The sequence below is a fragment of the Methylophaga pinxianii genome (genome assembly GCF_020447225.1).
GTDB classification, from domain to species: Bacteria; Pseudomonadota; Gammaproteobacteria; order Nitrosococcales; family Methylophagaceae; genus Methylophaga; species Methylophaga pinxianii.
Genome location: NZ_JAJAEO010000136.1, coordinates 1 through 17,887 on the forward strand (window position 1 = coordinate 1; position 17,887 = coordinate 17,887).

The window sequence follows — 17,887 nt, forward strand, 5'->3', positions numbered from 1 at the left end:
AAAAAAAAGCAGCTGGTCGTTTTAAACCAGCTGCTTTGATGACATCATTAAATAATGATCAGGTATCTGATTTTTTCTGCGCTGCGCGAGCTAAACGCATATTATTTTCAAACCAATCACGTTTAATTTTTTGCGTCCTTGCCAAACTGATATTTGCTTCATACCATTTTTGTTTGATATCAGCATGCGGATCAGGATGCAGATTTGCTTCGTACCATTTTTTATGGCTTTCGCGTGCAGCCTGTAAATTGGCTTCATACCATTTTTTATCACTGGCCATTTGCTCATCACTGAACTCATACCAATGTTTTTCTGTTGGCGTTTGATCCAGATTCGCTTCATACCATTTTGTATGTTTTTCGCGGAATTTGTCCAAATTGGCTTGCTGAAAGCGTTTCTTCCAATCTGTATCACCCGCTTCTTTAAACTCGTACCAATGCGTTTCAGTCGGCGTATTATCCAGATTAGCCTCATACCAATGACGGTTGGCTCTCACTGTTTCAATAGCCGTCCGCAAATTCGCTTCATACCATTTTTTCTTGGTATCCAGGTGATCAACCATATTGGCTTCATACCAGTGCGTTTCACGTTTTTGAGCTGGACGCTGGTTCGCTTCGTACCACTTGGAATTTTCACGTGCAACATGGGTATTGTAGGCAAACCAATCACGTTTAATTTGTTGGGTACGAGCCAGAGTTAAATTAGCCTCGTACCATTTACGTTTGATATCGGCATGCGGATCAGGGTGCAAATTAGCTTCATACCATTTTTTATGGCTTTCACGCGCAGCCTGAAGATTTGCTTCATACCATTTTTTATCACTGGCCATTTGTTCATCACTGAACTCGTACCAATGTTTTTCCGTTGGCGTTTGATCCAGATTCGCTTCATACCATTTATTGTGCTGCTCACGGAATTTAGCCAGATTAGCTTGCTGCCAGCGTTTTTTGAGATCACTGTATTGTGAGTCAGCAAATTCATACCAATGTGTTTCAGTAGGCTTGGTATCCAGATTGGCTTCATACCAATGACGATTCGCCCGCACTGCTGCAACAGCACTGCGTAAATTCGCTTCATACCATTTTTTCTTGGTATCAAGATGCTTCACCAGATTGGCTTCATACCACGGGCGTTCAGAATGCTTTACCGGATTCTGTGCCGCTTTGTACCAAGGCAGTTTTTTCATTTTATCTCTCACTGCGTTTGCGGATTGCAACTTAGCTTTAATGCTATTTATCGTTGCGTGATTGCTCTCGTACCACTTTGTTTTAATATCGATTGTGCTACTCATTGCGTTTACCTCTCTGGGCAGTTTTACAATTTGATACTACCCTAGAAGTGAAGACTACCACAAGTAAAAGCATGTTAAGAATCATCTAAATGCGCTTTTATTCGAAGCAATGCTTTTCCGCTTTAACCCGTTGCAACATCGAAATTTTCTGCTCTACCTGTTGTGTTCGTCTGGCTTCCTTTTCATCAACCAGCGAGGAATACCCCAAATAGGCCAATCCCAACCAGCCTTCAACAATGGGGATAGTGTCAAAAACAATTAAAGTAGCAGCAAGTTTATTACTGCCATCCTCAGAAAATCCGGGTTTATAGCTATATCTATAGGGGTGAAGCTGATTAATCGCATCATCAATTTCGACACAGCTATGTTTACGAATCTCGTCAGTGATGTCGACCACAGGTGGCTCATAATAAATGGGTTCTGTTGGCACCGGTACAGGGGTGAGCGCCATTACCGGGAAGGCTATCAAACCCAAAACAACACTCACAAGATTTATGGATAATCGTTTATTCATAAGTGGCATACCTATCACTTAATGGCTGACCTGCTCAGGTTAACGGCAAAGGAGTCCAATACTAAAATCTAATCATTGGCTTCATGACTGGTCTCTTTATCGTGTTTGTGTAACTCGGCCCAATTGGCGAGCCTTGCCGCTACAGCGGCATTAAAGCTATTTTCCGGATATTCACCATGCTCGTCCGCAATGCCTACTTCATGATCGGTCAGCACATTTATCGCATCGGCAATGTCATCTACAGCGTAGATATGAAATAAACCATTTTCAACTGACTGTCTGACTTCAGGCTTTAACATGAGATGTTGCATGTTACTGCGTGGAATAATGACACCTTGAGTTCCGGTTAACCCAACCAGACAACAAACATCGTAAAAACCTTCAATCTTTTCATTAACACCACCAATAGCTTGAACATGACCAAACTGATTCATCGAACCGGTAATCGCCATGGACTGTTTTAGCGGTATTTTGGCAATAGATGAGAGCAAGGCACATAATTCGGCTACTGTGGCACTGTCCCCATCGATCTCGCCATAGTTCTGTTCAAACACAATGCTGGCTGCCATCGATAATGGTTTATCCGCAGCATAGAAAGATCCCAGATACGCCGCCAGAATCATGACCCCTTTTGCATGTAGATTACCGCCTAACTCGACCTCTCGCTCGATATCAATAATCGCATCATCGCCGTAACGACAGCTTGCCGTTATTCGTGTGGGTTCGCCAAAATGAAAGCCACCAATACTTAACACCGATAAACCATTGACCTGACCGACGCGTTTGCCACTGACATCCAATTGGATAATTTGCCGCTGAATTTGCTGATAAACAACTGAGCGAACTCTATCAACACGTCTTAAACGTTGTTGCCAGGCATGATTGACTGCATCAGCAGTAATTTCTGTCTGTTGGTATTTTCTAGTCCAGTAGGCCGCTTCACGCAATAAGTCGGTCATATCACCAATATGTAGTGATAATTGCTGACCATCGTTAATGGCTCTTGCCGCGTATTCAATCATTAACGCCACTGCACCTTGTTGCAATGCCGGTAAATGTTCATTCATCGCCGTCGATGCAATCAGTTTAGCCATTTGCATATGCGTTTCGGCGGTGCGGGGCAGCTCATCCTCTAAATCGGCAAGCACTTTAAACAATCCTGCAAATTCGGGATCCCATTCATAAAGCTGATAATAAAGATCGCGATTTCCCAACAAGATTACTTTTGTTGATAGTGGTATCGGTTCAGGTTCCAACGAGACCGTGGCGACTAAACTGTAGGTTCTTTCAAGATTTTCCAGGGGAATTTCTGCAGCTTTTAAGGCGGCTTTTAAACCTTCCCAGGCAAAAGGCTGTTCCAAAAGTTTTTCGGCATCAACAATCAGAAAACCACCATTAGCCCGATGTAATGCCCCCGCTTTAATAAGGGTAAAGTCGGTGACCAAAGCTCCCATCATCGCCATGTTTTCTACGCAACCCAATAGATTTTGATGATTTGGTTGATTGAGATACACCACGGGCGCACCATGCAATTCTGCATTATCGACAATCAGGTTGATTTGATAACGTTTGAGACAATTATCAACATTCACGTCTTCAGGACGTTCTTCATTTTTCAAAAACATCTCAATATTACGTTGAATATCAAGCTGCATATCATCGAAATAATTCTGTAGTTTCTGTGATTTTGGATAGGCATGGCGTAAAAAATCTATCTGATGCGTAATGACTTCTAACGCCACCTGATCATTGAGAGCGGTAATTTTATTGACGGTATCATTCTCCCACTCATGAATTTCAATCAATGTTTCTTGCATTTCAACTTGTAGTTTGGCGATGGCTTCTTCCGTCTCCATCTTCTTGGCATAGGGCAAATCTTCAAAAGCTTCGCCAGATAATGGTTCGCCTTCATGCTGAGCAGCAAAAGCATATGCTCCATCTTCCATTCTCAATAAGACCACACCCTGTTTATCTGCTTCATCCTGAAGGGTTGCAAATAGACGTACCCGATGCTGGCGACTTGCTTCCTCTATCGCACGAATACGTCCTCGGTAATATTCATCATCAAAGGCGTGGGGCAGTTGTTGCTGAAGCGCTTTAATAACACGTTCTATATCCAGCTTTAATTGCGCGCCATCTCCAGCGGCCAGTGACAAGGCTTTCGGTTGTTGAGGCACATCAAAATTGTGCAGATAAGCCCAATCTTTGGCGGTAGGACGGCTGACACTATGTTTGATAAGAAACTCGCTGACCAGCGACTTTTTCCCCATGCCGGCCTCCCCCATTACATAGAGGTTATAACCATCAGCCTGGATATTTGCCGCAAACTCGATCGCTTCGCGTGCTCTTTCCTGACCAATTAAACCGGTTAACGGTTCAATTGTTGCCGTCGTTTTGAAGGGAAGATCAGCTGGATTACAGCCATGGTAAAGTTGTGAAGCATTTAGTTGAGTGACTGGCATGGATATCTCTAGACGAATGAACTGAACTTAGCTTAGGCTAGGCACATCTGATAGGCAACTGCATCAATATAAGGAATGAATGTTATGGCAGGTCAGGATTTTGAAGAAAAACGCAATTTCTTTCGAATGCGGGTCGACGGGCCCGTTGAAATACAGCGTCAGAATTCTGTAATGCCCTTTCATGCTGAGGGAATTGATCTGAGTGCAAGCGGATTAAGCCTGATTACAGATGAGGAAGTAAAGGAAGGTGAAATGCTGCAAATCAGCATCAAAAGCCATAACCCTGAGCTTGCGGATTTTGTTGCTGAAGCGACAGTCGTTAGGGTACAACCATCAGAGTTGCAACCTGAGCAATTTAATATTTCGGTAAAATTTACGACTATCTATTGAAACCTTTTTACAACCAATAACTACTGCGTGTCATCACTTTTGACATCGGCTGCATAATTTTTTGAACCAGCCAGGGTAATTCAGCGCCGCCAGCCGCTATGGCGGTCTGTTGATGATGACGCTCATCCTCGCGCATTTGTGACAAGATAGATCTGCTGCGCAAATCATGCTCGCTCATTTTATTTAAATGTTCTTCCAAGTGTTCGATCACTTGTTTTTCGGTTTCAGCAACAAATCCTAAACTCCATTTATCACCGATTTTTCCGGCTACAGCGCCAATAAAAAACGATCCGGCATACCATAATGGATTGAGCAAGCTAGTGCGCCCCTCCAGCTGCTGAAGACGTTGCTCGCACCATAACAAGTGATCATTTTCTTCAGTGGCGGCCTGCTGCATAGCTGCCCGTATATTGGTGAGCTTAGCGGTTAATGCCTGGCCCTGATATAAAGCCTGAGCCGACACCTCACCTGCATGATTTACCCGCATCAACCCAATAGAATGCCGACGCTCATTATTATTTAGCGTTGTCTCTTCAATGGCTTTTGACGGATTTTCTCTTCCACTTGATGGCGGGGTTCCAACCAAGGTAGTTAATGCTTTATCGATTTCGATAATAACTTTGTCAGCGAATAACAGGTTACGGAAAGGCATATTTTCTCTATGATTTATTTAAAATAATTCAACATCCGAGCTGGCCATTTTCTTAGGTTCTGTAATTTTACCTTCAGCCAACAGGTCATGATAATTGTGTACTTGATTTCGGCCATCATTTTTCGCACTGTACAACGCTTCATCAGCCTGGCCTATAACATCAGTAGGTGATAATTGAGCGGCGACTTCCACAAAGCCGATACTGACCGTTACCTGTCCTAATTGAGGGAAATTATGGTTTGCGACCACCTTGCGAATGCGTTCAAAAGCTTGCATGGCATCATTTTCGTTGGCAGCTTTCAATAGCACCACAAATTCTTCACCCCCAAAACGATAAATCAAATCATCATCGCGGATCACTCCAGAGGTCATCAATCGAGCAACTAAAATAATGACCTCATCCCCGTATAAATGGCCGTAGGTATCATTTATTGTTTTAAACTTATCGATATCTACTACCCCCAGCCAGTGTTTGATAGCATATCGACGGCGACGGGAGTCATTGGGTGAAGCCATTAGCTTGTTGAGTTCGCTACTCTGATTGACCAGAATTTTAGTAATCTGCTCATCCAGTGTTTCCCGGTTATATAAACCGGTTAACTTATCGCGTTGGGATTTATCGATTAATGCCAGATAATTGGCATATACCCTGAGGATGCCATGTACCAGTCGTTGTTCGGTAGAGGATGGAAGTGCCTCACAATGATGAACGAGACTGGCAAATATTTCACCATGCGAATCGTATGCGGGGTAAATAACATTCCAGCCGGTACCTTCCGATTGCTGATAAGCAATAATATCTTCTTTATCTATTGCTTCCGTCATCGCCGCCGTAAGCTCATCAGCCGCTTCAGTATTCAATTTTGGATGCTGTTCTGAAGAAGAAATAACATCATTCACACAAAAAGCCAGCAAACTGATGTCATGAACCAAATCGTGTCGGCGTATTCGAAACAATCGCAATGATTGCGCAGGGAAGAGTTCGTTTAATGTTTTCAGCAGGCTTTTTTCTAATACTTGACGATCATGGTGTCGAGTAATTTCGGCAAGATTGTCGACAATTCGTATGCTGCTATGACGATGTTGCATTGGTATGTTGCCTTTATCAGAACGGGTGCGTGATCAGCTTATCAGGCTGATCAGTAGCGACTCGGATCAGTTTAGCATTAGCCCATTACGCTTTGTTTTCAATAAAACCCCGGATAGTTGTTGCTAATTCACGTGGCTGAAATTTGGATACATACGCATCCGAACCTACACCGCGGCCCATTGCCTGATTTGCCACCGCAGTGAGGGACGAATGCATTATAACGGGCAGATGAGCCATTCGAGGATCGGCTTTGATTTTCTGAGTCAATACATAACCATCCATCTCAGGCATTTCAACATCGGTTAAAACCACTTGAATTTCTGTGGTGATATTACGCTTTTCCTGTTCACATTGGGTCGCCAGTTTATCCAGCATTTTCCATGCCTGAGCACCATTAATTACCCCAACATGGCTGACACCTAACTTATCCATCGTCTGAACGATTTGCTTACGCGCGACGTTGGAATCATCGGCATACAACACTTTATATTGTTTGCCATTTTCTATTTTTTCTATTCCTTCAAAAGCATTTTCATCATAAAAGTCACCGGTGTCAGCCAAGACCTTTTCAACATCCATTATCATGACCAGGCGTTTGTCCTGTAGTTCAGCAACGGCGGTCACTAAACCTCCCAGTCGTTTGGAGATTAATGGAGGTGGTTCTTTTACTTGCTGCCAGCTTAATCGTTGAATCGTATCAACAGATGTGACTAAAAACCCCTGAACATGTGTGTTATATTCAGTGATCATTAGGATTTTAGGGGTTTCTTTGGATTTTAATTTACAAAACTTTTGTAGATTGATTATAGGTACCATATCACCACGCAAGCTGACGAAGCCCTCAATACCGTCTGGCATTTCTGGGGCGCTGGTGACTTCGGGAATATTCAGAACTTCTCTGACTTTAAAGACATTGATACCAAAAAGCTCGTTACGCCCTGTCTCATCATTAGTTCCCAGACTAAAAAGCAACACTTCCAGATGGTTTGTGCCGGCTAACTTAGTCCGTTCGTCGATAGAGTCAATAAAAGTTGCCATGTTCGTTCTCGCTATGCAAAGGCTGATAATCCGTTAGGCACAATACATTTGTACCGATACGGCATAAGTTGCACAATATCGTAACCTTAAAATCGGTTCAATAGCCGTGAGAATAGGATTGTGAGAAATCTAAAACGAGAAAGATTCACCTGCAAGGACCAAAGCAGTTAAAATGGTCGGGTGACAAAGAGATAAAAAATTCGGAATGGTGCCCAGGGGGAGACTCGAACTCCCACGTACATAAGTACACTAGCACCTGAAGCTAGCGCGTCTACCAATTCCGCCACCTGGGCAAGAAGACGCGCATCATATAGATCGAGATAAAAACTGTCAATGACTGAACAAAACATAACTGACCCTTTTGAGGGTCGTGAAGCCGAAAAATACGACAATCCCATCCCTAGCCGGGAGTTTATTCTCGAGCTGCTCAAAGAACATAAAGCTCCACTTTCCCGAAAACACCTTTCCAAGCTTTTAAAGATAAAAGGTGAAGAACAAACCGAAGCTTTACGCCGCCGCTTGAGAGCAATGGAACGTGATGGGCAAATACTGCGTAATCGAAAAAATGCCTACGGCATCGTTTCCAAAATGAATCTGGTTCGTGGTCGGGTAATGGGTCACCCAGAAGGGTTTGGCTTTTTAATTCCCGATGAAGGTGGCGAAGATTTATTTCTCAGCGAGCGAGAGATGCGCGTCGTCCTACATGGCGACCGGGCGCTAGCTCGAGTAAGTGGTACTGATCGACGAGGCCGTAAAGAAGGTGCGATTGTCGAGGTCGTTCAACGTGCCAATCAGACAGTAGTAGGTCGTCTGCAAGCTGATGCCAGCCTGTATTATCTTATTCCGCACAATCGTCGTATCAGTCAGGATATTATGATTCCTGCTAATGAATTAATGGATGCAAAAGACGGCCAAATCGTCGAAGCTGAAATAACTGAACATCCCAATAAACACCGCTCTCCATTAGGTAAGATTGTTGCTGTGCTGGGCGATCATATGGCACCGGGTATGGAGATTGATATTGCGCTCCGTAGTTTCGAACTCCCTCATGTCTGGTCACCTAAAGCCTTGGCACAGGCTGAAAGCTTTGGGGAACACATTCCACAGGAAGCCGTCAAAGACCGACTGGATTTGCGTGAACTCCCCCTCGTCACTATTGACGGTTCGGATGCACGTGATTTTGATGACGCGGTTTATGCAGAAAAACTCGACTCGGGCAATTGGCGCTTGTGGGTGGCCATTGCTGATGTTTCTTATTACGTCAAACCTGATGATGATCTCGACCAGGATGCCCAAGAACGGGCAACATCGGTGTACTTCCCAAGTCAAGTCATACCAATGCTCCCAGAAGCATTATCCAATGGCTTATGCTCGCTGAATCCAGAAGTGGATCGTTTGTGCATGGGTTGCGAAATGATCATCAATCAAGATGGCGAAATTGAATCTTACCAATTCCATCAAGCGGTAATGAACTCCAAGGCACGGCTGATTTACGAACAAGTTGCCAGTATCCTGCAGGAGAACGATGTCCCATTGCGTGAACAATTTGCCCATGTGCTTCCAGGACTGGAAACCATGTATGAACTATTTCATGTCATGCTGAAAGCCCGTGAAAAACGTGGGGCCATTGATTTTGAAATGACTGAAACACAGTTCCTGTTTGATGAAAATCGTAAAATTGCCTCCATTGAACCACGGAAACGTAATGATGCACATCGGTTAATCGAAGAGTTCATGATCGCTGCTAATGTCGCCGCAGCAAAATATCTCCTTGCCAGTAAACTGCCGGTTTTATATCGTGTGCATGAAGTGCCTTCAGTTGAAAAATTATCGGGGCTGCGTGAATTTTTGGGTGAACTCGGCTTATTTTTAGGTGGAGGTGATACTCCTGAACCTGGTCATTATGCGTCTTTACTGAAAACCGTTAGCAAACGTCCAGATGGTCATTTATTACAAACCGTCATGTTACGCAGTATGAAACAAGCGGTTTATTCGCCCGAAAATGTGGGCCACTTTGGTTTGGGCCTGGAAGCTTACGCGCATTTTACATCGCCGATTCGTCGATACCCTGACCTATTGGTTCATCGCGCCATTAAACATGCTATCAGTAAACAAAAAAAGGCCAGCTGGCATTATTCCGAAGAAGCCATGGTTCAGTTAGGTGAACATTGCTCAATGGCCAGCCGCCGTGCCGATGAAGCGACACGTGATGTGGCTGACTGGCTCAAATGTGAGTATATGCGTGACCGGGTGGGTGAAGTTCATGAAGGTGTTATCAGCGGGGTCACTGGATTTGGGTTATTTGTCGAACTCAGTGATATCTATATTGAAGGATTGGTCCATGTCACAGCACTTAAAAATGATTACTATCAGTTTGATGCCAGTGGTCATCGATTAATGGGCGAAAGAACTCGCAAGTCCTATCGCTTAGGGGATTCAATCCGGGTAAAAGTGGTCCGAGTGGATCTGGATGAAAAGAAAATCGACTTGGATCTGGCATAGAATCCCAATTTCCCTTGACCAGAAAAATAAAGGCAGTACAATTGTCGACTTCCTGAAAGTCATCTGGTTAATTTGACTGACTTTTGAATAGATTTCTGTGGTGAATGTAGCTCAGTTGGTAGAGTCCCGGATTGTGATTCCGGTTGTCGTGGGTTCGAGCCCCATCATTCACCCCACTTTTTGAAATGGTTCATTTACGCTTGAAATGCTTAAAGCGAAATAACCGATTCAGCATTATCTTTTAACACGTGATTCAGGCTTGCACGCCACCCACACTGTTTGTATAATGCGCCTCTTGTTGCCGGTGTAGCTCAGTTGGTAGAGCAACTGATTTGTAATCAGTGGGTCGTAGGTTCAAGTCCTATCTCCGGCTCCATATATCTAAAGCCTCAGAAGTTTTTGCTTCCGAGGCTTTTTTATTTGGTTCAGGAACTTACTGAGCCCCTCCTCCCTTCCTCTTTTTACAGCCAAAACAATAATATCTGGCTAACTTTGTTCCAGTAAAGCTCGTGGATCATGTCTGAATGCATCAATCACTGCTCACCGCCTGAGTCAGAGCGGGCATTAATTCGCCTGACCTTGGAGGCTATATAGGGATTCAGCGAGTGCACAATGTTTATTGATTAAACCAATGAAACCTGGAAATGACATGACACTCTATGAGAATTTACGCTAGAGAGTGATGATGTTGACTCAATCCCGGCGGGGATTTGCTAAGTAATTCATTACAACAGCCTGTAATATCAGATTGTTCTATTCATCCTGTTAAACTGGACTGTGAAAGTGAAACAGCTTGTCATCGCTGAGAAGTTGATCGACTTTTGTTCGATACTAAGCACAGTGTAAATTCGAATATAACAAAGAGGTTTGAATGTCTTATATTGAGACGACGATGAAAAAGCTGCAACGAAGCAGCCCATGCCAGCCAGAGTTTTATCAGGCCACTGAAGAAATTCTGCAATCCATTCGCCCTTTGCTTGATAAAAATCCAGCTTATCTGCAACACAATATCATCGAACGTATGGTCGAGCCTGAACGCCAGATCATGTTCAGAGTCGTCTGGCAGGATGATGATGGTAAGGTTCAGGTCAACAAGGGTTATCGCGTTCAGTTCAGCTCTACACTTGGCCCATACAAAGGCGGAATTCGCTTTCATCCCTCAGTCAATGCCAGCACGGTTAAGTTTCTGGGCTTTGAGCAGATTTTTAAAAATGCATTAACCGGCCTATCGCTTGGCGGAGGTAAAGGCGGTTCAGATTTTGATCCTAAAAACCGTTCAGTTCAGGAAATCATGCGGTTCTGTCAGGCATTTATGACCGAGTTACAGCGTCATATTGGTGCGACCATTGATGTGCCGGCGGGCGATATCGGTGTAGGTTCGCGTGAAATCGGCTATATGTTTGGTCAATACAAACGTTTGAATCGTCATTTTGAAGGTGTGCTAACCGGAAAGTCACTTAATTGGGGTGGTTCTTTGGTTCGCCCTGAAGCCACGGGTTATGGCCTTGTCTATTTCACCGAGAACATGCTGCAAACTAATGATGATTGTCTGGATGGGAAAAGATGCCTGGTATCTGGAGCTGGAAATGTGGCGATACATACTATTGAAAAACTGTATCAATGCGGCGCACTTCCCATTACCTGTTCTGATAGTACAGGCATGATATATCACGCGAAAGGCATTGATTTACTGCTTCTCAGGGAATTAAAAGAAAATAGACGTTGTTCCTTAGTTGAATATCTGGACTCACATCCCGACGCTGAATTCACTCCAATCAAGAATTACCCAAAAGATGGTCATGCTGTCTGGCGCATAAAAGCAGATGCTGCTTTTCCATGCGCTACACAAAATGAAGTTTCTGCAGCAGACGCTAAAGCATTATGCAGCAACGGAATTATCTGTATTGCTGAAGGCGCCAATATGCCATGTACGCCAGAGGCACAAGCTCAGATTATCGCTGCTGGAATTCACTATGCTCCTGCCAAAGCAGCCAATGCCGGTGGTGTCGCTACCAGCCAACTCGAAATGGCGCAGAATGCCAGTATGACTCAATGGTCTTTTGCTGAAGTAGACCAGCGGTTACAGACGATTATGAAAGATATTTATCAACGCTGTGCTGAGACAGCTATTGAGTTTCATCAACCGTGTAACTTGATGCTGGGAGCGAATATAGCGGGATTCCGTAAAGTCGCGGATGCGATGCTGGAGCAAGGAGTGGTATAACCTCTCAATTAAAATCATAACCCCGTGAGCATTGGATTAAAGGAGCGAGCATATTATCCGCTTCTTTAATCCTTGCCCTTCGAGCCAATAAACAAAAAATTCAGGGCAAACGCCAGACTTTTATTTTTTGCCCCGTTTTAAAACCAAACAAACGATTCCCCCCCACAGCGACCGCAATATGTTGTTTGCCATTAATACTATAGGTGATGGGCGGTGCATTCACCCCGGCTTCAGTCTTGCCGCTCCAGCGTTTTTCACCTGAATCAGCATCAAAAGCCATTAATTCGCCACTTCCTTCTCCGGTAAAAACCAAGCCACTGGCGGTACTTAATACACCACCTATTAGAGGGTTATCTGTTTTAACCTGCCAGACAATCTCACCATTATCCAAATCAATTGCTGTTAATAAGCCATGCTTTTCAGGGGTGTTTAACGGCGACATGGAAGAATAACGCACTGCTTCTTCTCCATCTTTAGCGGGCTGCTGGTGTAATTTATATTCAACCGGCCAGTGAATAGCTGCAATAAATACCAGACGTCTACGGGCATCCACCGATACGGGGGACCAGTTGGCTCCGCCCATTACACCAGGATAAATAACCGTTCCTTCTGTGCTGGGAAGTTCAAACATGTTTTTTTGTGGGACAAAAGCTTCGCTTTTATAGAGAAACTTACCATTACGTCTGTCATGCACGTAAAACCAGCCGGTTTTCCCTGCCTGTCCAATGGCCGGTACGGGTTTACCTTTCACAGTGATATCAAACAAGACCGGTGGACTGGCCACATCGTATCCCCAACTATCATGAGGGACTTGCTGATAATGCCAGCGATAATCACCACTGTTCGCATCAAGTGCCAGTAAAGAACTGCTGTAGAGATTGTCACCGGGACGGGATGAACCTTCCATTTGTGGTGACGGATTACCCGTCCCAAAATGCAGAATACCGGTATAAGGATCAATCACCGGTGTACTCCAGGCTGAAGCACCACCATAACGCCATGCATCGCTATATTGTTTTAGAGTTGCTTTTTCCTTGGCAATATCACGGGGTAATTTCACGCCATCGGCTGTTTGGGTAACAAAGTCGCCTTCCCAGTTTTCCGCCTTGATAGTGTCAAATTGCCACTTTTGTTTTCCGGTTTCAATGTCATAGCCTGCCATAAAACCACGACGACCGTACTTCCCGGCAATCCCAACCACAGCCCCGAGAGGCGAGTCAGAATCCGTTGCATCAAGATGTAAACCATACCCTACACCAGTGATACCAATAATCACGGTGTCCTGATAAATCATCGGGGCCATATTGATACCCGCTCCTGACGTGCCTGAAACACTGCCAAGTTCAGTGTCATCCAGTGTACTGGCATCTTCCTGAATACCACTATTCTCTCCAATGACTCGGTTATCCCAACGTTTTTCACCCGTTTTGGCATCCAATGCGATTAATCTTGCGTCGATGGTGCCAGTAAAGACCATGCCATTGGCAACGGCAACACCACGATTTGCAGGCCCACAGCAGATTGGGTAATTTTTATCCAGCTCATGCTCATAACGCCACAACAATTTGCCATTCGCCGCATCCAATGCGACGACATCGTTAAATGGTAGAGAAACATACATTATTCCATCCTGAACGACAGGCGTCGCCTGGAAAGTATCATTCACACCGGTATCAAACTCCCATGCTTCAACCAATCCTGAAACATTACTTTTGTTAATTTGCGTTAGCTTGCTGTGACGTTGATGCAGATCATCTCCCCCATAAACCGGCCATTCAATTTCTGCAGCAGAAACTGGCAGGAATAATGTCGTCAGCAGCCCCCCCAACCAGATTAAGTGTTTTAAATGCATGTTTCTCTCTCTTCATTATTTTTAATCATGATAACAATTACGTGTCTTTCGGGATTATTTATCCCGGACTATGGATCTTATGATCCAGATCAATATAAAACTTAATAACCCTACAGCAAGTATCTTGCCCCACATACAATCCCTTTATCTTCGCACGTTATTCATCAGATAAATGAGGTTAGTGATGTATAAAGCATTGTTAATGGGACTGATAACACTGATTAATATCTCTCCTGTCTCGGCGGAACGCCTGTCGAGCGAACCGATTAAACCAATACAAGCCTTTATTATTAAAGAACCCGACAAAGTTGAACTCGGGAAAAAACTCTTTTTTGATCCTCGACTCTCACGCTCTGGATTTATTTCTTGTAATTCATGCCACAACCTCAGTATGGGAGGTAGCGATAATCTACCTACCTCCATCGGTCATAATTGGCAGCAAGGGCCTATTAATTCTCCCACGGTGCTCAATTCCAGCATGAATCTCGCACAGTTCTGGGATGGTCGAGCCGCCAATTTGCAGGAGCAGGCTGCCGGGCCAATCGCCAATCCTATGGAAATGGCTTTTAGCCACTCACTGGCGATAGATGTACTTCGTTCGATTCCTCAATATGTGGCAGAGTTCAATAAAATCTATGGTAGTTCTCAAATTACCTTGGATCAGGTCACCAATGCCATAGCAGCGTTCGAAGAAACTCTGGTGACACCCAATGCGCGTTTTGATCTCTGGCTTAAAGGTAATGACAATGCATTAACTGAAACTGAAATTGCCGGATATCAAAAATTCAAGGAAATCGGTTGTGTTGCCTGTCATAACGGTGAGGCAGTAGGTGGCAGTTCGTTCCAGAGAATGGGCGTTATCGAACCCTACCAAACAGAGAATCCGGCTGAGGGACGTATTGCGGTAACGGGTAAAGATGCTGACCGGTTTTCATTTAAAGTGCCTACGCTTCGGAATGTTGAGTTGACCTACCCTTACTTTCATGATGGTGCTTACTGGAAACTGGAAGATGCTGTCGATGTAATGGCCAGATTGCAGCTGGGACAGCAACTCGCATCACAGGACATCAAAAATATCACCGCATTTTTGAAAACCCTGACCGGCGATCAACCGCAGTTTGCTATTCCACAACTGCCGCCATCAACAGCGAATACGCCCATTCCTGTGCCATTTGAACAGTAATATCTTCCCGAGCCCGGTCCTCAAATGACGACCGGGCGTTTTGCCAGTTTAATCAGGCAAATCAGCAATGCGGTCGACTATTGCTGCATATAAGTCACGTGTGGAGGCAATCGCTGCTGCCTGAACCTGTTCGGCAGGGATGACTTTGCCCTCTGCTGCTTCAAGCGCGCGTGTGGCAGTGGCACTCGCTACCACAGTCGGTTTGTATCCAAGATTAAACCCGCCATGAGCCGTTGAATTAACACACATATGCGTCATAAATCCTGCTAAAACAATATTCTCTATATTGAGCGCTTTCAGTCGTTCATCCAGTTCGGTCTGAATAAAAGCATTAGGGAAATTTTTAGTGACAACATATTCGCCATCCTTTGGAGCGACTTCTGTCGATATCTGTCCGATATCGGTAGTCAGATCATATGGGGAGCCAACGCCGCCATCATGCTGAATGTGAAAAATGGGAATGTTTGCAGCCCTGGCCCGTTCAAGAAGCGCCTTGGCCTCAACCAATGCTTCTTCTACCCCGCTAAGCTGCATTACACCGCTCCGATAGGTATTCTGGCAGTCAATCATGATTAACGCCGAATCAGCCAACTTGGCAGGTTGATGCCCTAAACCAACAATGTCTCTTAATGTCTTTGATGCTGTCGTCATAAAGAATCTCACTCACTTGTATTGTATCAATCAGGTTTGGTAGTTAATCAGTCAGCCAGGATTAATCCATACGATGCTGAAAACTGATGGCATAAGCTTCCGGTCTGGCCAGCAGAATCGGATCCTCTGAAGGTTCAATGCCCTCCGGTAGTGCAAGCGGATTAAACATGGTGGCCTTTTCATAGTCGCGTGCATCCGCTTTAGCTGCAAAGAGAACGATAGTCCCCAATTCAACAACTGGACGATCTTCGGGCCAGATAACCGTTGCATCATTAACTTCATCTCCCGCTTCGGCAACCTGGACAGATAAGCGGAATTTGGCGGGTTCTTCAGGCATTCTTTCCCGAATTTCATTCATCAGATAATTTTCATTTCGGCTTTCTGCATCAGCTTTATCCAACGTTTTAATCCCATCTAATGGTGTCACAATGTAACGTCCATAAACCGATTCTCCTTCCGCATTGGTAAATTTAAATGCATTGATACCGTGATAAGACAAATTGGCAAAGCTGGCAGGGTATGGCTTAGGGTAATCGACAAAGGCTTTGGCTTTTGGATTATCAGCTAAAAATTTCTGGATGGGTTTGGTTTCGGCCTCTGAATGCGCTGAATCGCGAATGGCTGTCAGCATTTCTAAAAATGCTTCAGGAGTCGCCACCGGAAAACGGGGCACAGAGCTTAACACCATATCGGTATATTCCTCATCACCTAAATCTATCCGCATCGCCATACCTTTTGCGAGTCCTTTTGGGTCATTATCCGCAATATCGGGAAATCCGGTAGCATTGGAAAAGCGGACGACAATTGGCGATGCCTGTTGCTGGAGATGTGGTGCAGAGCTGATTTGTTTTGCCGAATCTGCAGGATAAAACTCCCCTGTCAGCACAACACCTTTTGTATGATTTGAACGCAAGCCCTCCCGCGGCCCGTTAAATAAATCATGTTGCACATCAACAATTTTTTCGACAACCGATTTCTCACTCTGCTCCGCCAAAACCGGATTAATACCAAAGGCTGCCAGGAATACCAGCGGTATATATTTCAGATTCTGTTTACCCATTAAAATGCTCCTTTTTTATAATTTTCCGGACACTTCCGGCAATGTGAGTCTTACTAAATAAGTCTGAGCTTTTGTAAAAGCATAAGTTCATATCAGCATTGATTTTCGTTAGAAATAATTTTGTAGTGCATTTGCATTCACTAGACGACTGGTCTATTATGAATTCACACTTTATAGACGACCGGTCTAATATGTCACGTAATGAAACCAAACAGTTATTGATTGAAGTTGGTACCGAAGTCATCGGCAGTCAAGGTTTTAACCCAACTGGATTGAATTCCGTGCTAAAAATAGCCGATGTGCCAAAAGGTTCTTTTTATTATTACTTTTCCAGTAAAGAAGAATTTGGTCTCGCGATCATTGATGAATCAGCCGTTGCCTATACTGCAAAGATTAATTCATTTCTTACTGATACCACTGTAAGCCCTGTACAACGCATTCGCAACTATCTGGAAAATGGGCTGGAAACCATTCGTGAAGGCAAGCGTAAACGCGGTTGTTTGATCGGCACTCTGGGACAAGAATTATCCAGTCAAAATGAAACATTCAGAGTCCGATTGGATAAAGTCTTTGAAGGTTGGAAACAACAATTCAGGCTATGTCTGCAAGCTGCTATTGAGTGTGGCGAACTCGATAATGGCACGGATACAGAAGCGCTTTCGGAGTTTCTATTATCTGGATGGCAAGGGGCTATCTTACGTGCCAAAATGCATTCCAGTACCTCACCGCTTGAGGCGTTTATTGATACCGTGTTTGAGCGAGTGCTAATCGCCCACTAAGTATTCTTTTCAAATTTACCGGAGATTCTTTATGAGCAAAGTCGCTCGATTTCACCAAACTGGTGGTCCAGAAGTTTTACAGCTGGATGAGCTGGAACTGGACACACCAAAAGCAGATGAAGTACTGATCAAAATTAATGCTATTGGCCTTAATCGTGCTGAAGTCATGTTTCGAAGTGGCCAATATCTTGAGACTCCC

At 44.3% G+C, this 17,887-nt stretch carries 14 protein-coding genes and 3 tRNA genes; 7 read left to right on the forward strand and 10 right to left on the reverse strand.

All coding sequences use genetic code 11. From position 1 onward, the window contains the following. Nucleotides 1-58: 58 nt before the first annotated feature. The 3 genes from LGT40_RS02310 to LGT40_RS02320 all read right to left on the reverse strand — a co-directional run bounded on the left by LGT40_RS02310 (nucleotide 59) and on the right by LGT40_RS02320 (nucleotide 4,267). Nucleotides 59-1,291 (reverse strand): hypothetical protein, encoded by a 1,233-nt coding sequence (locus LGT40_RS02310; RefSeq protein ID WP_226343148.1) that lies wholly within the window; start codon nucleotides 1,289-1,291, stop codon nucleotides 59-61. Nucleotides 1,292-1,388: 97 nt separating this feature from the next. After that, complete coding sequence (locus LGT40_RS02315; RefSeq protein WP_226072654.1) at nucleotides 1,389-1,805, reverse strand: hypothetical protein; 417 nt, start codon at nucleotides 1,803-1,805, stop codon at nucleotides 1,389-1,391. Nucleotides 1,806-1,873: 68 nt separating this feature from the next. Then, complete coding sequence (locus tag LGT40_RS02320) at nucleotides 1,874-4,267, reverse strand: Lon protease family protein (protein WP_226072655.1); 2,394 nt, start codon at nucleotides 4,265-4,267, stop codon at nucleotides 1,874-1,876. 84 nt (nucleotides 4,268-4,351) lie between these two features. On the opposite strand from LGT40_RS02320, the gene LGT40_RS02325 reads away from it, so the two are divergent. Then, nucleotides 4,352-4,657, forward strand: coding sequence for a PilZ domain-containing protein (locus tag LGT40_RS02325; protein WP_226072656.1), 306 nt, complete (start codon nucleotides 4,352-4,354; stop codon nucleotides 4,655-4,657). A gap of 7 nt (nucleotides 4,658-4,664) precedes the next feature. Here LGT40_RS02325 and coq7 read toward each other — a convergent pair whose 3' ends face one another. The 4 genes from coq7 to LGT40_RS02345 all read right to left on the reverse strand — a co-directional run bounded on the left by coq7 (nucleotide 4,665) and on the right by LGT40_RS02345 (nucleotide 7,730). Continuing rightward, nucleotides 4,665-5,309 (reverse strand): 2-polyprenyl-3-methyl-6-methoxy-1,4-benzoquinone monooxygenase, encoded by a 645-nt coding sequence (gene coq7 / locus LGT40_RS02330; RefSeq protein WP_226072657.1) that lies wholly within the window; start codon nucleotides 5,307-5,309, stop codon nucleotides 4,665-4,667. An 18-nt stretch (nucleotides 5,310-5,327) separates the two neighbouring features. Beyond that, on the reverse strand, nucleotides 5,328-6,398 hold the full coding sequence (locus tag LGT40_RS02335) for a GGDEF domain-containing protein (RefSeq protein ID WP_226072658.1): 1,071 nt from the start codon (nucleotides 6,396-6,398) through the stop codon (nucleotides 5,328-5,330). A gap of 85 nt (nucleotides 6,399-6,483) precedes the next feature. Continuing rightward, nucleotides 6,484-7,437: a chemotaxis protein gene (locus tag LGT40_RS02340; RefSeq protein WP_226072659.1), complete on the reverse strand. Its 954-nt coding sequence runs from the start codon at nucleotides 7,435-7,437 to the stop codon at nucleotides 6,484-6,486. A gap of 206 nt (nucleotides 7,438-7,643) precedes the next feature. Then, nucleotides 7,644-7,730: transfer RNA gene (locus tag LGT40_RS02345), tRNA-Leu, on the reverse strand. A gap of 40 nt (nucleotides 7,731-7,770) precedes the next feature. Between LGT40_RS02345 and rnr the strand changes: the two genes are divergently transcribed. The 4 genes from rnr (at nucleotide 7,771) to gdhA (ending at nucleotide 12,163) form a co-directional block, all read left to right on the forward strand. Continuing rightward, nucleotides 7,771-9,939 (forward strand): ribonuclease R, encoded by a 2,169-nt coding sequence (rnr, locus tag LGT40_RS02350; protein ID WP_226072660.1) that lies wholly within the window; start codon nucleotides 7,771-7,773, stop codon nucleotides 9,937-9,939. A gap of 100 nt (nucleotides 9,940-10,039) precedes the next feature. Then, nucleotides 10,040-10,115: transfer RNA gene (locus tag LGT40_RS02355), tRNA-His, on the forward strand. Nucleotides 10,116-10,239: 124 nt separating this feature from the next. Continuing rightward, nucleotides 10,240-10,315, forward strand: a tRNA-Thr gene (locus LGT40_RS02360). 495 nt (nucleotides 10,316-10,810) lie between these two features. Beyond that, on the forward strand, nucleotides 10,811-12,163 hold the full coding sequence (gene gdhA / locus LGT40_RS02365) for an NADP-specific glutamate dehydrogenase (RefSeq protein ID WP_226072661.1): 1,353 nt from the start codon (nucleotides 10,811-10,813) through the stop codon (nucleotides 12,161-12,163). Between the two features lie 100 nt (nucleotides 12,164-12,263). Here the strand turns inward: gdhA and LGT40_RS02370 are convergent, their stop codons facing one another. After that, nucleotides 12,264-14,015, reverse strand: a complete 1,752-nt coding sequence (locus tag LGT40_RS02370) for a pyrroloquinoline quinone-dependent dehydrogenase (protein ID WP_226072662.1) — start codon at nucleotides 14,013-14,015, stop codon at nucleotides 12,264-12,266. 184 nt (nucleotides 14,016-14,199) lie between these two features. Here LGT40_RS02370 and LGT40_RS02375 point away from each other — a divergent pair, with 184 nt between their 5' ends. Continuing rightward, nucleotides 14,200-15,198 carry a cytochrome-c peroxidase gene (locus tag LGT40_RS02375; RefSeq protein WP_285229327.1) on the forward strand — a complete coding sequence of 333 codons (999 nt, stop codon included), beginning with the start codon at nucleotides 14,200-14,202 and terminating at the stop codon, nucleotides 15,196-15,198. A gap of 48 nt (nucleotides 15,199-15,246) precedes the next feature. Here LGT40_RS02375 and LGT40_RS02380 read toward each other — a convergent pair whose 3' ends face one another. Together LGT40_RS02380 and LGT40_RS02385 are read right to left on the reverse strand one after the other, a co-directional pair. Further along, a complete protein-coding gene (locus LGT40_RS02380) occupies nucleotides 15,247-15,849 on the reverse strand; it encodes a cysteine hydrolase family protein (protein WP_226072664.1) in 603 nt (200 codons plus the stop codon). A gap of 61 nt (nucleotides 15,850-15,910) precedes the next feature. Beyond that, nucleotides 15,911-16,909: a catalase family peroxidase gene (locus LGT40_RS02385; protein ID WP_226072666.1), complete on the reverse strand. Its 999-nt coding sequence runs from the start codon at nucleotides 16,907-16,909 to the stop codon at nucleotides 15,911-15,913. Between the two features lie 191 nt (nucleotides 16,910-17,100). Between LGT40_RS02385 and LGT40_RS02390 the strand changes: the two genes are divergently transcribed. Next, nucleotides 17,101-17,688 (forward strand): TetR/AcrR family transcriptional regulator, encoded by a 588-nt coding sequence (locus LGT40_RS02390; protein WP_226072668.1) that lies wholly within the window; start codon nucleotides 17,101-17,103, stop codon nucleotides 17,686-17,688. Nucleotides 17,689-17,887 lie beyond the last annotated feature (199 nt).